12 protein-coding genes are annotated in these 21,189 nt (G+C 74.7%); 5 read left to right on the top strand and 7 right to left on the bottom strand.

Going from position 1 to position 21,189, the window contains the following annotated elements; translation table 11 throughout:
* The first annotated feature begins 3 nt into the window (after positions 1-3).
* The 4 genes from ACH4SE_RS27985 to ACH4SE_RS27970 all read left to right on the top strand — a co-directional run bounded on the left by ACH4SE_RS27985 (position 4) and on the right by ACH4SE_RS27970 (position 4,995).
* The gene (locus tag ACH4SE_RS27985; protein WP_398546268.1) at positions 4-1,029 is read left to right on the top strand and encodes an ABC transporter permease; all 1,026 of its coding nucleotides are present in this window, start codon (positions 4-6) and stop codon (positions 1,027-1,029) included.
* Positions 1,026-2,063, top strand: a complete 1,038-nt coding sequence (locus ACH4SE_RS27980) for an ABC transporter ATP-binding protein (RefSeq protein ID WP_398546267.1) — start codon at positions 1,026-1,028, stop codon at positions 2,061-2,063. Before ACH4SE_RS27985 ends, ACH4SE_RS27980 begins: the two co-directional genes overlap by 4 nt.
* Positions 2,060-3,142, top strand: coding sequence for an ABC transporter ATP-binding protein (locus ACH4SE_RS27975; protein ID WP_398546266.1), 1,083 nt, complete (start codon positions 2,060-2,062; stop codon positions 3,140-3,142). Before ACH4SE_RS27980 ends, ACH4SE_RS27975 begins: the two co-directional genes overlap by 4 nt.
* A 143-nt stretch (positions 3,143-3,285) precedes the next feature.
* Positions 3,286-4,995, top strand: a complete 1,710-nt coding sequence (locus ACH4SE_RS27970) for an ABC transporter substrate-binding protein (RefSeq protein WP_398546265.1) — start codon at positions 3,286-3,288, stop codon at positions 4,993-4,995.
* 233 nt (positions 4,996-5,228) lie between these two features.
* Here the strand turns inward: ACH4SE_RS27970 and ACH4SE_RS27965 are convergent, their stop codons facing one another.
* Positions 5,229-5,498: a hypothetical protein gene (locus tag ACH4SE_RS27965; RefSeq protein ID WP_398546264.1), complete on the bottom strand. Its 270-nt coding sequence runs from the start codon at positions 5,496-5,498 to the stop codon at positions 5,229-5,231.
* A 108-nt stretch (positions 5,499-5,606) separates the two neighbouring features.
* Positions 5,607-5,750: a hypothetical protein gene (locus tag ACH4SE_RS27960; RefSeq protein WP_398546263.1), complete on the bottom strand. Its 144-nt coding sequence runs from the start codon at positions 5,748-5,750 to the stop codon at positions 5,607-5,609.
* Between the two features lie 339 nt (positions 5,751-6,089).
* On the opposite strand from ACH4SE_RS27960, the gene ACH4SE_RS27955 reads away from it, so the two are divergent.
* A complete protein-coding gene (locus ACH4SE_RS27955; protein ID WP_398546262.1) occupies positions 6,090-7,583 on the top strand; it encodes a hypothetical protein in 1,494 nt (497 codons plus the stop codon).
* 471 nt (positions 7,584-8,054) lie between these two features.
* Here the strand turns inward: ACH4SE_RS27955 and ACH4SE_RS27950 are convergent, their stop codons facing one another.
* From ACH4SE_RS27950 to ACH4SE_RS27930, 5 genes are read right to left on the bottom strand one after another with little or no spacing between them, the layout of a single operon-like run.
* A complete protein-coding gene (locus ACH4SE_RS27950; RefSeq protein ID WP_398546261.1) occupies positions 8,055-9,842 on the bottom strand; it encodes a hypothetical protein in 1,788 nt (595 codons plus the stop codon).
* Positions 9,839-13,639 carry a DUF5682 family protein gene (locus ACH4SE_RS27945; RefSeq protein WP_398546260.1) on the bottom strand — a complete coding sequence of 1,267 codons (3,801 nt, stop codon included), beginning with the start codon at positions 13,637-13,639 and terminating at the stop codon, positions 9,839-9,841. The genes ACH4SE_RS27950 and ACH4SE_RS27945 overlap by 4 nt, the downstream gene beginning before the upstream one ends.
* A 3-nt stretch (positions 13,640-13,642) precedes the next feature.
* Positions 13,643-14,866, bottom strand: a complete 1,224-nt coding sequence (locus ACH4SE_RS27940; protein WP_398546259.1) for an AAA family ATPase — start codon at positions 14,864-14,866, stop codon at positions 13,643-13,645.
* Entirely contained in the window at positions 14,863-20,034 is a 5,172-nt protein-coding gene (locus ACH4SE_RS27935) for a hypothetical protein (protein ID WP_398546258.1), read from the bottom strand. The genes ACH4SE_RS27940 and ACH4SE_RS27935 overlap by 4 nt, the downstream gene beginning before the upstream one ends.
* Entirely contained in the window at positions 20,031-20,891 is an 861-nt protein-coding gene (locus tag ACH4SE_RS27930) for a DUF4132 domain-containing protein (RefSeq protein WP_398546257.1), read from the bottom strand. The genes ACH4SE_RS27935 and ACH4SE_RS27930 overlap by 4 nt, the downstream gene beginning before the upstream one ends.
* Positions 20,892-21,189: the final 298 nt, after the last annotated feature.

Raw genomic sequence — 21,189 nt, 5'->3', positions numbered from 1 at the left:
GCGATGCCCAGTATGCTCCGCTCCCGCAAGGTGGCCATCGGCCTGCTGCTGCTGCTCGTGCTGGTGCTGGTGGCCCTCCTCGGCCCGCTGATCGCGCCGCACTCGCCCGACTGGCAGGCCAACCGCAGCAGCGGCCTGCCGCTGGGGCCGTCCGGTGCGCACTGGTTGGGCACCGACCAGCAGCAGCACGACCTGTTCTCACGCCTGTTGGCCGGCGGCCGCGACACCCTGCTGATCTCCTTCCTGGCGGGCGCGCTGGCCAACGTGCTGTCCGTGCTGGTCGGCGTGACGGCGGGCTTCCTCGGCGGCGTCGCCGACGAGGTGCTGTCCGCGCTGACCAACATCTTCCTGGCGCTGCCCGGCCTGCTGATCCTCATGGTCATCATGAAGCCGCTGCCGCCGGAGGACACCTCGAACCCGCTGCTGATCGGCTCGGTGATCGCGCTCACCGCATGGGCCTGGGGTGCGCGGGTGCTGCGTGCGCAGACCATGGCCATGCGCAGCCAGGACTACGTCGAATCGGCCAGGGTGATCGGCGAGCGCACCTGGCGGATCATCCTCTTCGAGGTCGTCCCCAACCTGCTGCCGATCCTCGCCTCCGCCTTCATCTTCACCGTGATCTACGGCATCGGCACGTACACCGCACTGGCCTGGCTCGGCGTGATCAGCCCGGCGTCGGTCACCTGGGGCACCGTACTCAACGAGGCCCAGGGGTCCGGGGCGGCGATCAACGGCTACTGGTGGTGGTACCTCCCGCCGGCGCTGGCAGTCGCCCTGGTCGGCATCGCGCTGGCGCTGATCAACTTCGGCATCGACGAGGTCACCAACCCGCGGCTGGCGTCCGCCCGCACCGGCCGCCGCGACAGGGTCCGCTTCACGCTGGGCCTGACCCCGGTGCTGCGTTCCGCCGGGCAGGTGCCCGCCGCAGACGGCGGCCAGGCCGGCCCCGAGGGCTCCGCGTCCGAGACCACGACCAAGTCCGAGCCCGGCGCGGGGCCGGCACCGCACCGGATGGAGGCTCAGCCGTGACCGGCGATCCGATTCTCGAAGTCCGCGACCTGTGCGTCGACTACGGACTGGGGGCAGACGGCGTCCGCGCCGTCACCGACGCCTCCATGGTGCTGCGAAGGGGTGAGGTCCTCGGGCTGGCCGGCGAGTCCGGCTCGGGCAAGTCCACCCTCGCCTACGCGATCACCAGGCTCCTGCGCGCGCCGGGCGTCATCACCGGTGGCGACGTCCGCTTCACCGGCAGGGACGTCTCCCTGGACCTGCTGGCGGCCGGCCCCGCCGAACTGCGAAGGGTGCGCTGGAGCCAGATCTCCGTGGTCTTCCAGAGCGCGATGCACGCCCTGAACCCGGTGGCGAGGATCGACGCGCAGCTCACCGACGCGCTCAGGGCGCACCGGCGCGAGATGACCGCCGAGCAGCGCAGGCAGCGGGCGATCGAGCTGCTGGACCTCGTCGGCATCAGCGAGGACCGCCTGCGCAGCTATCCGCACGAGCTGTCCGGCGGTATGCGGCAGCGGGTCATGATCGCGATGGCGCTGGTCCTCGACCCCGAGGTCGTGATCATGGACGAGCCGACGACGGCGCTCGACGTCGTCACCCAGCGGGAGATCCTCAACGAGCTGATGCTGCTCAAGGACCGCCTGGGCTTCGCCGTCGTCTTCATCACCCACGACCTGTCGCTGCTGATCGAACTGGCCGACACCATCGCGATCATGTACGCCGGGCGCATCCTCGAGCACGGACCTGCCCGCGAGCTGTTCCGCGGCCCCCGGCACCCGTACACGCTCGGGCTGCTCAACTCCTTTCCCGCGCTGCACGGCGAGCGGGTGCGGATGGAGGGCATCCCCGGGGCGCCGCCGTCGCTGACCGCACTGCCCACCGGCTGCTCCTTCCACCCGCGTTGCCCGTACGCGCTCGACCGGTGCCGCGAGGAGTTCCCGCCCACGGCGGCCCTGGCCGGCGACTCCGCGGGGCGGCTTGCCGCCTGCTGGCTGCACGCGGACGGCAACGACCTGCCGGCACCGCTGGCCCGATCCACTGGGAGTGCCCTGTGACCGCCCCGCAAGCCCCCGCCGGCACGGCCGCCGCCACCATCCCGCGCGTGGTGCACGGGCCCAAGCGCCCCGGCGTGCCCGCGCTGGAGGCCCGCAACCTGACCAAGCACTTCCCTGTGCACGAGGGCCTGCGCCGCAACCGGGTGGTGCACGCCGTGGAGGACATCTCGCTGGTGCTGCCCGAGGCCACCGTGACGGCGGTGGTCGGCGAGTCGGGCTCGGGCAAGTCCACGCTGTCGCGGCTGCTCACCCAGTTGATCACCCCCACCTCCGGCGAGCTGCTGCTCGACGGCGAGCCCGTCGGCCGCTCCGCCAGGGCACGCCGCGCGTATACCAGCCAGGTCCATCTGGTGCTGCAGGACCCGTTCTCCTCGCTCAACGCCGTGCACCGGATTCGCTACCACCTGGAGCGGCCGCTGAAGCTGCACCGCAAGCCGGCCAAGGCCGAACTCGACGCCCTGGCGAAGGAGCTGCTGGAGAAGGTCAGCCTCAGCCCGGCCGACCGCTACATCGACAAGTTCCCGCACGAGCTGTCCGGCGGGCAGCGACAGCGTGTGGCCGTCGCACGCGGCCTTGCGGTGCGCCCGCGGGTGCTGCTGGCCGACGAACCGGTTTCCATGCTGGACGTCTCGATCCGCCTGGGCGTACTCAACCTGCTCGACGAACTGCGGGAGCGGGAGCGGCTGGCGATCCTCTACGTCACCCACGACATCGCCTCGGCCCGCTACCTGGCGGACACCGTGGTGGTGATGTACGCGGGGGAGGTCGTGGAGTCCGGGCCGGCGGTCCAGATCACCGACGCGCCCGCGCACCCGTACACCCAACTGCTGCTCAGCGCGGCGCCCGACCCGGACCGGGACCGTCCGGTCGTCCTGCGCGGCAGGGGCGCCCCCCCGAGCCTGATCGACCCGCCGAGCGGCTGCCGGTTCCATCCGCGCTGTCCGCTCGCCATGCCGGTCTGCTCGCAGACCGCACCGCCGGCGCTTCCGGCCGGACCCGACCAGGTCGCCTCCTGCTGGCTGCTGAGCCCGGACCACCGGCCCGGACCGCGGCCCGCCGAGGGTGCCGCCGCCGAATGACGGCGGCCGCGCTCGTGGCACCCACCGACCCCGTACACCCGCGTACGGCGCCCACCCGTCCCGTCCACATCCGACGGACGCGTGTCCCCCGGACATCGGCGTCCGCATTTGCGTCTGCGTCGACAGAGAAGGATCACGTCACGATGAGCCGTACCACCGCTCTGAGATTCGTCGCCCTGGCAGCGACGATCGGCCTCGGCATGACCGCCTGCACCGACTCCTCCCACTCGAATGCGAAGGACTCCGGCAAGGGCTCCAAGGACGCCACCCTGGTGGTGGAGTCCAACCCGGTCCCGTCCTTCACGGAGAACTACAACCCGTTCGACAGCAACTCCTTCGTCAGCGTCGAGAACGCCCGCTCGCTGGTGTGGGAGCCGCTGTTCCAGATCAACAGCCTCAGGCCCGAACAGCCGCCGATTCCGTGGCTGGCCAAGGGCTACGAGTGGTCGAACGGCAACACGTCGCTGAAGCTGACCCTCCAGCCGGGGATCGTCTTCAGCGACGGCAAGCCCTTCACCTCGGACGACGTCAAGTTCACCTTCGAGATGCTGAAGGCGAACCCGGCGGCCAACAGCGGGGGCGCGCCGCTGCCCACCTCGATCGAGACGCCGGACGCCACCACTGTGGTGATGAAGTTCGACGGCCCGCAGAAGGCCAACTTCGTCGGCATCGCCAACCAGCTCATCGTGCCCAAGCACATCTGGGAGGGCGTCAAGGAGCCCGCCACCGCGGTGATCAAGGCCGACCAGCTCGTCGGCACCGGCCCCTACCTGCTGGACAAGTTCACCGCCCAGAACATCACCTTCAAGGTGAACCCGAAGTTCCGTGAGACGCCGAAGGTCAAGCGGATCTCCTTCCCGGCGTACGCGACCAACGACGCGGCGACCCTGGCGCTGAGCTCCGGCCAGATCGACCTCACCGGCAACAACATCAGCAACGTCCAGGGCACCTTCGTCGCCAAGGACCCCCAGCACCACCACCTGTTCCAGAACGGCGCGCCGTACTTCCCGGCGGCCAACACCGCCGCGCTCTTCCTCAACACCAAGAGCAGCACCGCTCCGGCGCTGGCCGACCCGGCGGTCCGCCAGGCGATCAGCGCGGCCATGAACCGCCAGTCGTACGCCAGCCAGTGCGAGACCGACTACGCGCTGCCCGCGACCTCCTCCGGCGGTCTGCTGCTGCCCACCGACGAGAAGGCGCTGGAGCCCTCGCTCAAGAACGACCTGAAGCCGGCGGCCGACTCCGCCAAGGTCGACTCGCTGCTGAGCGGGGCAGGATGGACGAAGACCGGCGGCAAGTGGACCAAGGACGGCCAGAAGATCAAGTTCACGGTCATCGACCCGAACTCCTTCACCGACTACTGGTGCGGGGCGCAGGCGATCGCCAAGGACCTCAACGCCCAGGGCTTCGAGGTCAGCGCCAACGGCGCGTTCGACTTCAACAGCTGGAACACCGCCATCACCACCGGCAAGTACGACGCCGCGATCCACTGGGGCCAGGGCAACACCCCGTACCAGCGGCTGCAGTACGTGCTGGACCCGCGGATGGGCGCCGAGACCGGCAAGGTCGCGGCGGGCGACTTCAGCAAGTACGACCCGAAGAAGTCGACGGACGCGGTGAAGGCCTTCGAGACGGCCGCCGACCCGGCCGCCGAGCAGGCGGCGCTCAACACGCTGCAGAAGATCATGTCCGAGGACGTGCCCGCCGTCCCCCTCTTCTACGGCGCTGCCTGGTACGAGTACAACGACACCCACTTCGCCGGCTGGCCCACCGAGGCGGACCCGTACATCAACCCCGCGCCGAACAGCCAGGCCTACGAGTACATCATCCTGAAGCTGTCGCCGCGCGGATGACGCCTCAGTGACCGACGTGGCGCCGAGGAGCACGGGCCCTGGCATCCGGCAAGGGTGCGCAGGGCCCGGGGCTTCGCCGGGCGCCCGTCCCCGCCCGCAGCCGCCACCCCGACGGCAACCCAGGCCGAGGTGCCACCGCGGGCCACTCCTGCGGTGGGCCGGAAGCCCTCGTGGCCGGTGAGGACAGCCGCGAGTGGAGAGCGACCCCACCCGGTCGTGATCGGTCCGGCGGACTACGGGCGCCTGATCGGGCGCCAGGTCTCCCCCTGCCCGTCTCCCGGGTAGTAGACCTCACGCGTGTCGTCATCCGGATGCTCGCGGCCCACGATGGCGTCGAGTTCGTATCGCACGGACTCGAGGATCCTCAGGGCCTCCGTCAGCAGATGCTCCGGCACGGCCTCCGGTCCCGCGTCCGGGTAGGCCGCGGCGAGCTGGGCACTCCGCTTCTGCAGCTCTGCCCGAACACCGGAGAGCGCCGAGGCCAGCTCTTGGTGCTCCTCCACGGTCAGCCCCGGGTTCATCCGGCCCCCTCCTGTGGCGTGCGGGTGGTTGCCGGCCCATGATGCCCGTCCCGGCACCCCGGTGGGCGCCCTACGGCGCTGCTGGTGTGGTCAGTCGGCCGAGGCACGCATCCGCCCCGGCGACTGCCGCGGGCGCGGGCGCAACCGCTCCAGGCCGAACAGGTCGCACAAACTGCTGGAGGCCGTCCCGGCCTTTTCCGGCGACCGGCCGATCACCGCACTCGTCACCGCCATGCGCCCATGGTGCACGCGGGACCGGTCCCTCGGCGAGCGTGCCGGCCGTCACCGCGCGGGCTGCCGCCCGTCGGGCAGGGACCTCTCCTCGTGTTCCCGGACGACGGCGACGCGACCGGTGGGCACTGACGCCGGTACGACCCGCTCCGTTTCCCCGCCTACCCCGGGAGGACTGCCACCACGCCGAGTGGTGCCACCCCTTGTCCGCGAGGTACGCCGACACTACGCTCTGGCCGTCCGCACCACCGGTTGTGTCACGCGATCCCCCCATCTCCCGCCAACGCGGACACATGATCTTCTCCGAAGCATTCCGGCTGTTCCCCGGAAGGACCGACAAGAATGGCACAAACCGTCAAACGTTGGCTCACCACAGGGGCGGGGATATTCGCCCTTGCCGCGGCGGGCACCCTCGCGGTGCCGGCCACGGCCCAGGCCGCCTTTCCACACGTCAGGCCGGCCGTGGCGGACTTCACCCAGCTCACGACCAGCGACACCCCGCCGACCCAGGCTCAGTGCGCATCGGTCAACCGCAGTTGCTTCTCGCCCCAGGCGATCCGCGCGTCGTACAACGTGGGTCCGCTGCACGCGCAGGGGCTCGACGGCCGCGGCCAGACGATCGCGATCATCGACGCGTACGGCAGCGACACGATGGCCCACGACCTGCACGTCTTCGACCAGGCGTTCGGTGTGGCGCCCATGTGCGGCGAGGAAGGCGTGACGTGCGCGCCGGGCATGCCGACCTTCAGCGAACTGCACGTCCAGGGCAGCCCCGCCACCAAGGCGCCGCCGCCCACCAGCAAGGGCACCGGGCAGGAGGACAAGAGCGCCTGGGCCCTGGAGGTGGCGCTCGACGTCGAGACGGCCCACGCCATGGCGCCCGGCGCGAACATCCTGCTGGTCACCACCCCGACCGCCGAGACCCTCGGCGTGCAGGGCTTCCCGCAGCTGATGGCAGCCGAGGACTACGTGGTGAAGAACCACCTGGCCACGGTCATCTCCCAGTCCTTCGCCTCGTCCGAGGAGGCCTTCCACAACGCGAACTCCCTGGAGTCCCTGCGGTACGCCTTCCAGGACGCGGCCGCGAACGGCGTCACCGTCCTCGGCTCCTCCGGTGACGGCGGCACCGCCAACTCCGTGAAGTCGCCGGTCGGCAAGGGCGGCAGCGACCTCCCGTACCCGACCGTCGAGTGGCCGGCCTCCGATCCGCTGGTGACCGGCGTGGGCGGCACGAACCTGTGCACCGCCCCCCAGAACACCACCTCGCGCGTCGTCGACAGCACGTCCGCGGCCGCCTGCCGCACCACGCCCGGCCAGGCGGAGACCGCGTGGGTCGGCTCCGGCGGCGGCTACAGCCACGTCTTCGCCAAGCCGGACTTCCAGAGCGGCGCCCTCCCGGCCGGCAGCACCGCCATCGGCACGATGCGCGGTGTCCCCGACATCGGCCTGCAGGCCGCTCCCGGCACGGGCGCCCTGGTGTTCCTCAGCCTGCCGCCGGACGGCCAGGGCGGCCTGAAGTGCGGTACCAGCCCGTGCAGTACCGGCTGGTACGACATCGGCGGCACCTCGCTCGCCTGCCCGGAGTGGGCCGGCCTTGTCGCGATCGCCGACCAGATCCACGGCGGCGGCCTCGGCCCGATCAACGCCGCCCTGTACCGGCTCGGCGCCAACCCCGCGACGTACGCGGCGGACTTCAACGACGTGACGGTGGGCAACAACCAGACCGACCCGACCGTCCCCGGCTACTCCGCCGGTCCCGGCTGGGACCCGGTCACGGGCCTCGGCACTCCCAACGCGGCGAAGCTGCTGCCCGACCTGGCGGCCGCGATCAGCTGACCGCCCCCGGCCCCGCCGTCCCCCCCGTTTCCCACGGGGTGGGCGGCGGGGCCTTTTTGCGCTCTCGGCCCGCACGGGCTCTCCGTGGAGGCCGAGGTCCGGGACATCCTCACGCGTGCCGCGTCCCGGCCGCATGCCGGGCTCGCGCTCCTGCGGGCCGCTCGCGAGGTCGGGGGCGTCGACGCGTTGCCGATCCCTGGGCGCAGGGATTCCGCGCGATCGGTGGACTTCGGGTGATCGTCCTCGACACGAACGCCATCTCGGAGACGGCGCCGTCCTCGGCGGTCGCCACGTCCAGGACGCGGTCATGGTGTGGCACCCGGTCGGGCCGGTCGGTCGGGATCGCCGGGGTGTTCTGCCGCGTGGCGTCCTGGGCGGCGGGTGCTGACGCCGCCGGGGGAGACGCGGCTCGCGCGCCCGGGCCCGTTCCGGCTCCTGGTCCGGGACGGGTGGCGCTGCGGCCGGCCCCGGCTACGCCGGTTCCCAGGCTGCCGCGCACAGGGCTTCGGTCACGGCGGCCGTGTAACGGGCGGCGCTGAGCCAGTAGGTGGCGAATCCATCGGTGTCGGCGGGGAGGAGGCGGCCGAAGTGGTCGCGTTCGCGCTGGGCCGCCGAGGTGCACAGGGCGGTGAGGAGCCCGGCTGCCGTGGGGAGGCCCGCGCGGCGGATGCGGCCGGTTTCGGCGGTGACGTCGCCGAGCATGCCGAGGGCGGCGCGGCCCGCCAGGACCGTCTGTTCGACGCGGCGCTCCAGGAGGTACAGGGGTGAGTGGGCGCCGGACTCCTCGTGCTGTGGTGGGGCGGGGTGCACGGGGGCAGCCGCGCCCGGGAGGTCGGCGCGGCGCAGGCGGTCGAGGCCGAGGTCGATCGTGCCCTCGCCGGTGGGGTGCGAGCAGGCGAGGAGGGTGAGCCGGGGGTGCGGGGCGGGCACCAGGCGGCCGATGATCCTCAGCCGTGTCCCCGGCGCCGTGGCCAGCAGCATCAGGTTGTCGCGGTGGGCCAGCGCGGGGTCGTCGCCGGCGGCGGTGAGCCGGACGGGAATGCCTCCCGTCCCCAGCGCGAGCAGGCAGGTGCCGCCCGACTCCCGTACGGGGCCGAGGAGTTCGACGTCGAGGAAGAGCAGGTCGCTGCCGCCCCCGTCCTGGTCCGCGTCGCGGGAGGTGGATCGCAGGGCGCGGGCGGCCTGTTCGGACGGCGGCGTCTCCCACAGGGCGGCGAGCGGCTGCTCCGTCCACGCGGCGCCCCGGGCGGTGACGGCCTTGACGCCCTTGCCGGCGCCCAGCCTGCCGTCCGGGGAGACCGTCGCCCCCGAGACCGCCAGGCCGGCCCGGCCCAGCTCCCGGTGGGTGAGCGCGCTGTCCCCCAGGCGTACGGCCCGGTCGGCCACGCCCAGGGCGCGCCCGACACCTCCGGGCGCCACGTCGTCGACCGTGCAGAGGCGGCCGTCGGTTCCGGCGACCCAGGTGCGGACGCCGCCGTGCCCCGAGTCGGTGACCACGGGTTCGGTGAACAGGCCGTACAGGCGCAGCGAGCCGTCCGGGCTGTACGGGCGGCGCGCGCGGCCCTTGACGGCGGCCAGCTCGGCCCCGGACGCCGTCCCCACCCGGCGTGCGGTGTCCAGAAGCTCGGTCAGGGCCGTGACCAGGTCGGCGGTGCGGTAGGCCGGGTCCCCGGCGCGGGCCGCGCGCAGCAGTGTGACGACGGACAGCGCGGCGCCCGCGGCGCGCGGCAGGTGCTGGAGCCGAGCGGTGTGGGCGGCACGGAGGAGGGCCGACTGGGTGACGGCGCCGGCCCCGTCGACACCGGCCTCCAGCACGGCGGTGCCCGCCGCCCACAGGGCGCCGGCCGCGGCCCGCTGGGCCGGGCTCGCCACTTCGGGCGGGGAGGCGGAGTCGGGGGTGGGTGCGGGGCCCGTTGCGGGGGCGGGCTCGGGGATCTCCTGGGCGGCCCGGCCGACCTCCGGTGCCGGGTCCGCCGTGGGGGCGGCGCAGGCGGCGGCCGCGCGGTGGACGCACGCCGGGGCGAGGAGGCAACCGCAGGCGATGGCGTCCGCCGTCACCACCACGCCGCCCGGGGCGTGCAGGCGCAACTCGGTCTCGTCGTCGAGCGCGATCGTCACCGTGTCCCCGGCACGCTGCGTCGGGAGGGCGCCGAGCTTGGCGGCCGTCGCGTCCAGCCGCTTGCGCAGCCGGGGCGAGAGGCCCTCCACCAGAGTGGCGGTGACCTCCGGCGCGACGGGTGGCAACTGGGTGGCGGTCACGCGGTCTTCTCCCCTATCCAGCGGGCCAGTTCGAGTGGGCTGAGTGCCGCCACGGGCATGCCGGCGGCCACGAGCATGCCGGCGACGCCCGTCGAGTAGCGGGGCCGGCCGGCGTCGTCGAGGCTCGCGCACCCGAGGAGGTGGCAGCCGGTGTTCACCAGGGCCCGCACCTCGGCCAGCAGTCCGCCGAGCGGCGCGCCCTCCTCGAAGTCGCTGACGACGACGACGAGGGTGCGGGCGGGCACCGTGATCAGGCTGCGGGCGTGCCGCAGTCCGGCGGCGATGTGCGTGCCGCCGCCCACGCTCACCTCCAGCAGGAGGGAGAGGGGATCGTGCACATGGCCGGTGAGGTCGACGACCTCCGTGGAGAAGGCCAGGAAGTGAGTGCTCAGGGTCGGTACGCCGGCGAGTACGGAGGCGGTCAGCGCCGACCAGATGGTGGATGCCTCCATGGATCCGGAGACGTCGGTGACCAGGATCAGGCGCCAGTCGGCCGACCGGCGCACGCGACTGCGGAAAACCGGCTTCTCGGGGACCACCTGGACCTTTCCGCCGGCCGTCCGGCGGGCGGTGGCCAGGTTGGCACGCAGTGTGCGCGCCAGGTCCAGCCGACCGCCGGGGCGGCGGGTGGGCCGGGCCGACACCGTGCCGGTGAGGGCGGGGCGCAGCCGGGTGGCCAGCTGCCGGGTCAGCTCGTCGACCAGGTGGCGGACCAGGGGCCGGAGCGCCGCGAGGCGGGCTTCGGGCAGGCCGCCGGCGTACTGCAGGATCGTCCTGAGCAGCTCCACGGAGGGGGTGGCGGCCGCCGGGTCGAGTTCGGCGAGGACGTCCTGCCGGCCTGTCGCGGCCGCGGCGGCGAGGACCTCCTCCCGGATGCCGGGGCCGAACAGCGCGGCCAGTTCCTCGGACCACTCGCGGACGCCGGGGAACGACGGTTCCCGGCCGCCGCGCGCTCCGGAGCCGCCACCGTGGCCGGGCAGGCCGCTGCGGGAACCCTCGCCGCGTCCCGTGCCGTAGAGCTCGTCCAGAGCGGTCGCCAGGCGGGCTGCACCGGGGGGCAGCCGGCCGGGACGCCGGCCGAGCACGAGCCGCCACCGGTCGGCGGGCCCGAGGGTCCGTGCGGGGGCGGCCCCGGTGGAGGGTGCGGTGGCGGCTGTGCCGGCGGGACGCGTGCCGGCGGGGTGGCCGGACGGCGGTGGGAATCCGTCGTCGTGCGCGGGGGGCGGGACGGGCAGGCCGAGTCCGGTCAGCAGCTCGCGGGCCGCGAGGTCGGCGGCCGTTCGGCGGGCCAGTTCCGCCGGGTCGTCCGCGTCGAGGGTGCCCACCCGTTCGCCCAGCCGTTCCTCGACGGTGTCCAGCAACCGGTCCCGGGCAGCCGGGCTCAGGGTGTCGAAGCCACCGCGAAGGGCCGGCAGCCGGGCCAGGAAGGCGGTGTCGTCCAGCTCGACGACCCGGTGCAGCAACGGGTCCAGGGCGCCGGCGCCGACGGTCAGGAGCGGGCCCGCCACCGTCAGGACGCCGGTGAGGCGGGCGGTGAGCGCGGCCCGGGAGCCGCCGTCCACGGCTCCGTCCACCCAGGAGGCGACGCGCACCCCGAAGGCGCCGGCCTCTTCGTGGCCCGTGAGCACCCTGACCGCTCCGGCGGCCGCGGCAATCAGCGGGGTGCCGTCGGCGGCCAGCCGGGCGAGGGCGCCGGCGAGCCGGATGCCGCCCACCCGATCGGCCCGCTGGGCCAGTTCGAGCAGCGCCCGGGCGTCCTCGGGCTCCTCGGAGCCGGTCAGGCCGTCGACCTGGCGGACCGCAGCCGAGGTCAGGAGTTCGGCCGCGCGCGCGGTGCGGGCGGCGCGGGCGGAGGCGGTGGCCTCCGGGGCCGCGGGGCCGTCGGGCGCGGCCAGGCCCGGAAGGTGGCCGGCGTCGACGCGGTCCAGCAGGTCGAGCCCGGCCAGGAGTTCGGGAAGCGTGCCGCTCGCGGGAAGTACGGCAGCCAGTTCCGTCAGCCGTTCGTCGGCCAGGGCGGGGAGCCCGCACCCGGCGGCCTCCGTGAGGCCGCGGATGACCTGGGCGGCCGTCGGGCCGCCGTCCGCGCGCTCGGCCGCGTGCCGCTGCCGCAGCACGCCCTCGGCGGCCTGGGCCGGGGTGACGCCGCGGGCCCCTGCCGCGGTGAGCGTCGCGGCCGTCGCCGGGGTCCACCGCACCTGCCAGCGCGTCGTGAGTCCTTCCGCGCCCGCCGCGCCGGTCACCTCCTGCTCCTGCGCGTAGGCGATGCCGCACACCGTCAGCCTGCGCAGCAGCAGTTCGCGGCGCCGGTCCAGGGGGGAGCGCGCAGGGTCGAGCCGGAGGTCGCGCGGTGTCTTCTCGTGCGCGTCCTCCGGGCCCGGGAGGGAGAGTGCCGCGGTCTCGGTCTCGACGGCGGGGCCCAGCCCGCTGCGCGGAGCGGCGCGCGTGGGCCGTCCGGTGCGGACTCCGACGAGTACGTGTTCGAGGGCCCGGGCGACCGCGCGGCCCGTGCCGTAGGTCTCGCCGCGCCCCAGCACCGTCTGCACGGCTTCCTGGAGTTCACCGCGGCCCGGGGCGGGCAGGCCGCGCAGGCGGGCCAGGTCACCCGCCACCCTGACGACCTCCCGGGCGTCCGCCGGGCCGTAGGGGTGGCCCTGTTCGCGCAGGACGACGCAGATGCGTACCGCGGTGCGGATCAGCGCCTCGTGCAGCGCGGCCGGGCTCCCGGCGGCGTCCAGGACCGTGTGCTGCCACTCCGGATCGCGGATGCCGGCCGGGTAGCCGGACCGTGAGTCGAGCAACGGGTATGTGTACGGGACGAGGGAGACCGTGACCGCCGCTGCCGGGGCGGCGTCGTTCACGTGGCCCTCCGCCGACGGATCGGACGCCGACGGATCGGACGCCGACGGTTCGGACGCCCCCGGTTCGGACGCGGCCGGCGCGGATCCGCCGGCGGCGGACGGCAGCAGCGCCGGGGTGTGGAAGGCTCCCACCACCACGGCGGGCCGCCGCCCGCCCGCCAGGGCCTCGGCGAGATGTCCGCGCATACACGCCTCGCGCACCAGGTCCGTCCCGTGCACCCCGCCCCCCGCCTCGGCCTCGCGGCGCAGCGCCCAGCCGGTGAGCAGGGCGGCACGGCGGAGCGCCTCGGGCGTCGAACCGGGCGCGAGTGCCTCCACCAGCCGGTCCCACAGGTCGTCGCCGGGTCGGCCGGTGAGGCGGGCCCGGAGCGCGGCGGACAGCCCGTGCCCTTCCCCGGGTACGGGTACGGGTACGGAGCCGGCGCCGGGGGCGGGGGCGGGGGCGTCCGGACCGCTCCCCGCCCACGCCCGGTCGGCCAGTGGCAGATCGCAGGCCACAGCCGGAACCCCGTTTCTCGCCGCCCAGCGCAGAGCGACCAGTTCGGGCGAGAAGTCCGCGAACGGGTAGAAGGCCGGCTCCCGTTCGCCTGTCGCACCGGGCCCGTCCGCGGGCACGGCGGCCAGCGCCACCGGGGCCTCTGTCTCCTCGTGGGCGAGCCAGTCCAGCCAGGGCTGGAATTCGGCGGGCAGTTCGACGAGGAGGACGTCGGGGGCCGCCGCGTCCAGCAGCGCCGGGAGGGCGGCCGCCAGCGAGGGTGCGTGGTGGCGTACCCCGATCAGGAACGGCACCCCGGGTCCGGTCGCCGCGAGGGCCGCCACCGCTGCTTCCGGGGTGGCGGGCCCGGCCGCCGGGCCCTGCGCCGGGGGAACGGCCGGTGCACCGGCGGCTGCCGGCAGCTCGGTGGTGGACCGCGGCTCAGGGGTGGTCGACTCGCTCATCCGTCAGTTCTCCAGCACCGCGCGCAGGTCCCACAGGGCACGCCAGGTGGCCGCCCCCTGCTCCGCGCGCCTGCGCACCGGCCCGTCCCAGTACCCCAGCAGCCGTGCCGCGTCGGCGGGGTCGTCCTTCCGGACGACGCCGAGCAGGTGGCCGGGCAGGAGGGACAGCACGTCCCGGTCGCCGGGGAAGTAGGCGGCGGCCAGCCCCAGGGCGCCCGCGACGGAGACGGCCTCCGCCGTGCTCATCACCGTGGAGGGGCGCTCGACCTCCCAGCCCTCGGCGGAGCGGCCCTCGCGCAGGTCCCGGAAGACGGTGACCAGGGCTTCGAGGACCGCGTCGTCCACCTGGCAGGTGGCGCCCGCGCGTTCGACGGCCGCCCGCGACTGGCGCCGGACGAGCGCGGTCTCGGCGTCCACGTCCCCGATGGGGCCCACGGTCTCGAAGTTGAAGCGCCGCTTCAGGGCGGCGGACATCTCCGAGACGCCCTTGTCCCGCAGGTTGGCGGTGGCGATGAGGGTGAACCCGGGGGCCGCGTGCACCTGGGCGCCCTCGCTGCCGGCGAGTTCGGGGACCGCGATCCGCCGCTCGGAGAGCAGCGACACGAGGGCGTCCTGGACCTCCGGCAGGCAGCGGGTGACCTCCTCGACGCGGGCGACGGCCCCCCGGGTCATGGCGGCGAGCACGGGGGAGGGCACCAGGGCCTCCTCGGTGGGGCCCTGGGCGAGCAGCAGCGCGTAGTTCCAGCCGTACTTGAGCTGGTCCTCGGTGGTGCCCGCGGTGCCCTGCACGGTGAGCGCGCTGGTCCCGCAGACGGCCGCCGACAGCAGCTCGGAGAGCATGGACTTGGCGGTGCCGGGCTCGCCCACGAGGAGGAGCCCGCGTTCTCCGGCAAGGGTGACCACGCACCGTTCGACCAGGGCGCGCTCGCCGACGAACTTCTGCTCGATCACCAGGCGGCGCGGCACCCCGGCTCCGGGCCGGGCGCCCTTCGGCAGGCTCAGCGCCTCGCCCGCGCTGCCCGTCACGAAGGTGACGACGGCGCGCGGGGTCAGCAGCCAGCCGGGTGGGCGGGGCCCGGAGTCGTGGGCGGCGAGGAAGGCCAGCTCGGTGGCGTACCGGTCCTCCGGCGGCGTGACCTGGCGGTGCTTGCGGCCGGACGCCGTCGCCTGGTCCGGGACGCCGCCCGGGGCGGTGCCGTCCGTGGTGGTCGTGGTGTCGGTCGTCATCGGCGGCGGCCCTTCCGGGGTGCGCGGGTGTCCAGCTCTTCGAAGGCGGGGGCGTCGCCGCCGCGGACCCGTGCCCAGGCGGCTGCGAACACCGCGGGAACGGGGAGGTCGGGCAGGACCCGGGCGGATCCGGCCACGGGGTAGAGGCGTTCCTTCCAGGTCTCCAGCGGCAGTCCGGGGGCGCCGCGTTCGAGCCAGCCGCAGGGGAGGAACAGCGTGCGTCCGGCGCGGGAGCGCTTCGCCTCCACGACGAGGCCGGTGGCGGCGAGTTCCGCCCGGGCCTTCTTGGCCCGTGCCGGCGTCCACCCGGTCCAGCGGACGCAGTTGCGGTCCGTCGGGTCGGGCAGGGCGAGCAGCATCAGGTAGAGGGCGGCGGCGTCCGCGCTCAGGCCGAGGGCCTCGGCGGCCTCGGCCAGCAGGTCAGGCACCGCACGGGTCGGGTCCTGGGCCGGGTGGTGCGGGGAGCCGTCCGGGGCGCCGGCCGAGGCCAGGGCGTCGATCTGCTCGTCCAGCAGTGCGCGCAGGGCGAGCAGATCGCCGGTGCCGTAGCGGCCCGCGATGCCCTCGACAAGGCCGAACGCCGGGTCGTCGGGGCCCGCCAGTCCGGCCGGGCGAACCAGCAGCTTCTCGTTGCTGCCGTGGCCGGGTGCGAGGAGCAGCGCCGTGCCGGCCCGGACCAGGCCGTCGGCGCCGGCGCCGCCGGACTCGGGGAGCCCGTGGGCGGCGCGGACCGCGGTGCCGATGGAGCCCCCTGACTCGGTCCACTCCAGACCGAGGTCCAGCACCAGGTCCGGGTCGGCGAGCGGGCCACGCAGGGCCGCGAGCCCGGCGGGCAGGTGCGCCCGCAGGGGGTGCCCGTACGGCAACGTGTAGGCGAGGGTGCGCAGGGCGGTCAGGGCCGAGGAAACCGCACCGTGCGCGCCCACCAGGCGCAGGCCCGGGCGACCGGTGCCGTCCTGGATGCCGGTGCCGTGGGCGAGCCAGGTCCGGGAGCCGGGGTTGAGGATCAGGTCGACGGAGCCCGGGCTGGTGCCCGACAGGTCGAGGTCCAGTTCCTCGGGGACGCGGACGAGGGAGGCCAGGCGCTCCTGCCAGACCCCGGCAGCGGCCCGGACGTCGGGGCCCGTGGACCACAGCTCGGCCGGGTCCGCGGGCAGCAGTGCGCGGAGCAGGGCACGCCGGTCGTCGCGGGGCAGGGCGTCCACCCGGGCCCGGGCCGCCACGAAGGCACGTGTCTTCACCCCGAGCAACGCGAGCGCCTCGGCGCCGGGCTCCTCGACAGCCGCCGACAGCAGGGCGGCGGACTGGAGGGGGCCGATTCCGGTGGCCGTGTGGAACGCCTCGGCGGCCTCCGGACGCCAGGGTGCCGGGCCCTGCTCCCGTATCAGGGCGGTGAGCCTGGTGAGCCGGTCGCGCGCGATGCCCTGCCGGTAGACGTGCTCGTGGTCCAGGGTGAAGCCGGGAACAGGGCCGAAGGCGCCGGTCGGGTCGTGGTCCAGGGCAAGCCACCGTGCCGCGTCGCCCCGGGAGTTCCGGCCGCGGCCGGCGATGACCACGACGGTGCGGGGGCCCCTGCGCAGCACCTGGCCGAGGCGGTGCACAATCTCGTGGTGTCCCGGCCCGGGTGCCCCTGCGCCGATCGGCTCGACGAGCTCCACCTGCCGGACCGTGCCCGCGGGGCCGGCCAGCGGGCCTGCGGCGAGGGCGTCCAGCAGGACGAGGAGCCCGGTGCGGTGCTCGGGGGAGGTGGTCGCCGAGGCGGCCCGGTAGGCCAGTTCGGGCAGCTTGTCGAGGAGGGAGGTCCAGGTCAGGGAGTTGCCGGGCACGGTGCGCTCGTCCCGCTGCCAGCCGTCCACGGGGGTGAAGGGGGCCTTGGACGGCGTGGGCGGGCCGAACGCCGGCTCACCGCCGAAGACATGGTTGACGGCGAGGATCTGCCGGATCACGGTCCACCGGTTCTCGAATCCCCACCAGCCCTGCATGCGCTCGGAGCCCCAGGCGGAGGCGTTCCGCAGGGTCGTGTCGTCGCCGTGCTCGGGCTCGTGGTCGAAGAACATGCCCTGGGTGTGCGCGGCGTCCAGGGGAGTGGCCGGCCGCACCGGCGCGGGCGGTTCCAGATACCGCGCCGCCGCGGCAGCCCGGTCCACCGCGTTCCGGACGAGCGCGGTGACGCCCGCGAGGAGCCGTGCGTCGGTCACCTCGGGCAGCACCCGGGCGACGGCCTCCCGGCTCAGCTCCCACGACGAGGGACCGGTGTACTCCTTGACAGCCCGGAACGCCTCCAGGTGCCGGGCAACCGAGGCGGCGACCTCGTGGAACAGCTCCTCCGCCCGGGAGTCCGTCAGATTCCGCAGGGCGGAGGACCCCCGCTCGTCCCTCGGGCGCAGGGCGTGCCAGTAGGCGACGGGAGGCACGTAGGGAGTGCCCGCCGCGTCCTTCCCGCCGGAGGAGCCGGGGGTGACGGACCACAGGCCGCCACCCGTGCCGTCCGTGTCCGCCGGGCGCGCTTCGACGCAGCCGTGGTGCAGGGTCACGACCGGCCGTGATCCGCCGGGCAGGGTGAGGGCGCCGAGCGGCACCGCGGAGCTGCCGCCGGGCAGCGGGTGCGGCAGGCTGACCGTGTGACCGTCGGGGGTGCCGGCGACGATCCGGTGCCCGTGGGCGGGGGCAGCCGTGCCGGGCTCGGCGACCGTGCGGCGGACCCAGCGGCCGAGGACCGTGCCGTCCGTGCCGAACGGGGTGGTCTCCAGACCGGGCTGGAGGGGCAGCACCTGGCACACCTCGGTGAGCAGCCGGGTGCCGTCCTGCACCCCGGAGCGGAGAAAGGCGGGAAGGGATGCGCGGCCGTGCGTGCCGCTGACCGGGTCGTACTCCAGCCACACCCGCTGCGTGCCCTGGTGGCCTTCCCGCCAGTGCCCGGTGCCGTCGGAGATGACGGCGCGCTGGGGCGGGAGGGAGGTGTCGCCCGCGTGCAGGGCCTTGCCGCCGGTGGCGCGGCCGCCGGTGGGCAGCGGCAGGCAGACGTCGTCCGAGGGGCCGGAACCGCCCCAGCGGGGGACCTGCTCGCCGCCGACGGTGAACACCTCGGCGGGGCGGTGCGACCAGTAGCCGCGCTGCGTGCCTTCCTCCCACCAGATGACCAGCAACTCGCCGTCGACGTAACGGAAGGCGGGCGTCCGCCAGCGGTCGACGGTGGTGGGCAGCCGCAGGGTGTGCCGCAGCAGAACGCCTTCGGGGCCGATGACGACGGCCCGTTCGGAAGTGTTCAGGATCAGGGCGGGCCAGGCGCCGGTGACACCGACGCTCTCCGAACTGTGGTGCCGCTGACGCGCGGTGGCGGCCTCGGCGGCCAGTTCGGCGTAGGTCTCGTCGAGCGCGGGCCAGCCCAGTTCGTCGAGGACTCCGGTCCGCAGGGTGGCAGCGAGCAGCGGCACGACGTCGCGGCCCCTGAGGAGCCGTACGGCCTCCGGGGCGACGTTCGCGACCACGGCGCGGAACGCCGAGAGCCTGGTGAGGGCGGTGTACAGGCCGGGGAGCCCTCGTGCGGCCGCGTACTCCTCGGCGCAGGCGGTCAGCCACTCCCGCAGGATGCCGGAGAGCACCGGGTGCGCCGCCAGCTTCGCCATGCCGGCGTCGTCCAGCCGCTGGTGACCGCCGCCGAGACTGCCGACGCTCTGCAGGAGAAGGGCGCGGAAGGACGGCCGTTCGGCGACGGCGGCGAGATCCCGCGCGCCCGGCGCGGTGTCGGTGAGCCACGGGCCCACCGGGAGACCGGGGGACCACGCGCTGCCCGCGTCCTGGTCGTCCGGCTCGGCGAGGGGGACGCCGCAGGCCAGGAAGAGGTCGAGAAGATCCAGGTCGGCGTTGCGCTGCCAGCGGCCCTGGAACAGCTCGACGGGGCGTCCGTCGGCGCGCAGCCGGTCCGCCATCCGTGCGGCCAGGTCGAGGGTCTGCGGGCTGCGGCCCGGGACGGCCCGGCGGCGCCGGCGGTGTGCCTCCCAGCGGGCGATCCAGTCCGCCGGGGAGACGGACGGGTCGCCGGGAGCACCGCCGGTGGTGTCCGGGAGGGCGGTCAGCAGGTCCTCGGCGCCGGACTCGGCCAGCAGCGCGAGCCACCCGGATTCGCCGTCCGTGTCCTGGCCGCTCTCGCTGAAGGTCTCCGGGAAGAAGCCGAGGAGCCGGGACCGTACGGCCGCGTCCCGCCGGGCGAGGGCGACGAGCGCGGAGCGGTACGTCGCCCAGAACGAGACGGGGGCGCGGACGACCCCCGGGGAAGCGATCAGATCGGCCACCAGCTCGCGTTCGGCGGCCTCGCGGTCCAGCCCGGCGGCTTTGACGAGCGCGCGCACGTCCTGCGGCAGCGCCGCATACGGCGGCATGCCCGCCGCGCAGCGCTCGACCAGCAGACGGCGGAACTGCGCCCAGGCGTTCGCCGGTGCGAGCCGGGCCGCCAGGTCCCGCACGTACTGCCGCAGTGCCTTGACGGTCAGCGCGCCGGCGAAGGCGAACTCCAGGAAGACCGCCCGCTGCCGGTCCTCGTCCACGGCCAGCCCGTGCACCCGCTCGGCCTCACGGGCCTTGCCGAAGAAGGAGGCGGCGTAGCCGGTGTTCTCGGCCTGGAGGAAGAGGCGTGCCACCTGCTCGTAGTAGGTGGGGAGGAAGTGGGGCACGGCCCGGCCGAGCCGGGTGCCGAGCGCGTCGAAGCCCTCCTTGGCCGCTCCGGCACGGGTTCTGGCCTGTCGGCCCAGCCGCTCGATGTCCTTGACCAGGGCCAGGGCGTGGTGCCCGTTGGCCGGGTCGTTGACCAGCGCCCAGGCCGGGAAGCCCAGCGTCTCGCGGCGCACCTGGCCCACGACGGGGGCCTCGGCGGTCCGGGCCAGCCCGAGGAACTCCAGGGCCAGGTCCTCGGCCTCGCCGAGAGTGCCGGGTACGAGCCGGACCACGGGGCGGTCGCCGAGGGCGGTGTGCGCGTAGGTGCGGGCGGTCAGCGCGTCGGCGTCGTCCCGGTCGGTGGTGCCGGCCGGGAGGATCGCGCCCGCGTCCAGCAGGGCCGCCGCGCGTGCCTCGGCGGCGGGGGTGGGCGCGCCCTTGCCCCGGGCCCGGGTGGCGAGGAGCGCCGTGCCCGCTGCCGCCGTGCCCGCGGTGGTGTTCGTCGTCGTGGTGCTCATGCCGCCCGCTCCTCGTCCTCCACGTCGCGGCCGGCGTAGAGCGCCGCCGCCATGCGCATGCCCTCGGACCACGCGACGGGGCCGACCTCGGCGGCCGTCAGCGCGCGCCCCGCGGGGTCGGTCCAGCCCAGGGGGCCCGTCTCGGTGCCGTACTCGCCGTACCCGTCGTGCTCGCCGATCCAGATGCGCGCCTCGACGGTGGCGCCGTCCTCGACGACCGGGCAGACCGCGTATCCGCCGCGCGACCGGTACCCGAGCTGGGTGACACGGCCGTGCAGGAAGCGCAGTTCCTTGAAGGCGCCGCCGGCGTAGGTGGCGACGGAGGTGGTGTCCGGGGCGAGGCCCGGCGGGCGGCGCCACACCTCGCGGAACAACTGCTCCACGTTCTGGCGCACCTCCAGCTCGACGGCGAACTCCCTCAGTTCGTCGAGGTCTTCGAGGAGGACGGGGTGGGGCACGCTGACGACGTCCGGGGTGATGCGGACCGTGTCCCCGTCCAGGTCGACGAGTCCGAGACCGCGGTCGGGGTCGACGTCGCGCAGGAACCCGGCGACCCCGCCGTCCGCGCCGGTGACCACCACGTCCCGCAGGGCCGCCTGCCACGCGGGGTCGGGCCAGACCCGGGCGAGCACGGCCGTGGGGACGGGCAACGAACGCACCATCCACTGCTCGACGTCGGTCAGGCACCGGTGTTCGTGCCGCTCCAGCCACTCGGTCAACTGCCGCAGCCCGACGACCGCCGGGTCGTCCCTCAACCTGGCCGGAACGGACTTCAGCCGCCGGCCCTTCCCGTTGCGGCAGACCACCTTGCCCGCTTCCAGGGCGACTTCGTAGTCGCCCGCCGGAACCCACCCCATGCGCTGTTCTCCCGTTGTCCCTAACGGCCGCCGAACCGGCGGCACGCTGATGAAACCCGTCGACGGCAACGCACCGTGACAAGTGGGAGAGACTCTAGGCGCCCCCAGTGACAACGGAGTCGGCTCCCGCAGGACTGCCGGCCCGGGCGCTGGAGAGAGGACGGACGGACCGCCGCCCGGCCGCACGTGTGCAGGCGCGCGCTGCCGACCGGAGTCCCTGCCGGGCGGGAGTGCGCCAGGCGTCAACGGCGGTGCGCCCAGCGTCAATGACCGGGCGCGGGCGGGTGCGGTCCACTCG

This window comes from Streptomyces sp. NPDC020983, from assembly GCF_044333485.1.
Classification (GTDB): domain Bacteria; phylum Actinomycetota; class Actinomycetes; order Streptomycetales; family Streptomycetaceae; genus Actinacidiphila.
The sequence above is the reverse complement of the archived record's forward strand: the minus strand, read 5'-3'. Positions and strand labels throughout refer to the sequence as shown.